At 45.9% G+C, this 1,196-nt stretch carries 1 protein-coding gene; it reads left to right on the forward strand.

The window, feature by feature from the left end:
• Positions 1 to 1,196 (forward strand): hypothetical protein (locus COT43_10210; protein PIS27500.1); only part of this gene is annotated, 1,196 nt, incomplete at both ends.

Genomic DNA, 1,196 nt, shown 5'->3' on the forward strand with positions numbered 1-1,196 from the left:
TTTCAGGAGCAAATGGCGAGAATTATTTTCTGATTACCCGTGCAACAGATACCGCATATAATGTTGAATCATTACAGGCAGAGCGACCATTCACTATTGATTCAACGACGCCTACTCTGACAACTATAAAGCCGGTGTCAAACACATACTATCAGAAATCATCGCTTGTAACTATTTCCGGCACTTCCGTTGATTTAGCGGGAACAAATGCCGGCAAGTTCAACAATAATCCCGTGAATGTCTGCTTCAAGCGTATCGCCGATGAAAAGTACTGGGACAATATAGACAAAAAATGGCAGGGTAAGACCGATTTGGAACTGTTAGAAAGATGGTTGCCGTGGTCAACTGCAAACTGGACTTTTTACGATGTCGCGGTTGCAACTGCCGGTTACTGGTCTTTTGAAATTGCGGAGTCGTCATGGACATCGGGTCAGCAATATATGGTTTGGGTAGGCGTTAACGACCAGGCGACAAATAAAATTGATTATACGGAAGCGCAGATACAGGGCGGCACCGGCGGAGTACTTTTCTATTGCGATAATGAGGCGCCTGTTACGGATGTCCAGGACCCGCCGAACGGTTCCTATCTCAATGACGTCTCTGCACCCGCTGCTCACATATGGGGTAATTGCGATGAAATGCCGACGAAAGAATCACCGCCCTACAATGCGGGGAACAAATATACGTATCTAAAAATTAAAAGAGACCCGACCCTTGGTGCCGAGTGGTTCGTCAGCGGCGCATGGGTAGCCGGCGAGAACTGGACTGAAATAATACCTTGGATAGATACATGGACATACTCCGGCTTTAATGAAACAAAAATGACCCACGGTACCACTTATTGGATTTATGTATATGCGACTGATAATGCATATCCGCCGCCCGGAAATACTGAATCAACCGGCGGGAATATAAAATCGCTGTTCCTGTACGATACTCAGGCGGGAACATCAACAATTTCAGTGCCTCCGACAGGCGAGCCGCATTACAAATCACTTACAACGATTTCAGGTACTTGTTATGACGATTTCTCGTCGCCTGACAAGGTCTTTGTTGAAATTTTTGACGATACCGACGCCACACTTTACTATTCAACCAACGGATGGACGACTACCCAGAATTATTTTGAGACAGGCGGGTTGCAGCCGTGGACAACTTCATGGACGACAAATATATGGACAAATCATCATAGATAC

The organism is Candidatus Marinimicrobia bacterium CG08_land_8_20_14_0_20_45_22 (assembly GCA_002774355.1).
In the GTDB taxonomy this organism is placed as follows: domain Bacteria; phylum Fidelibacterota; class UBA2242; order UBA2242; family UBA2242; genus 0-14-0-20-45-22.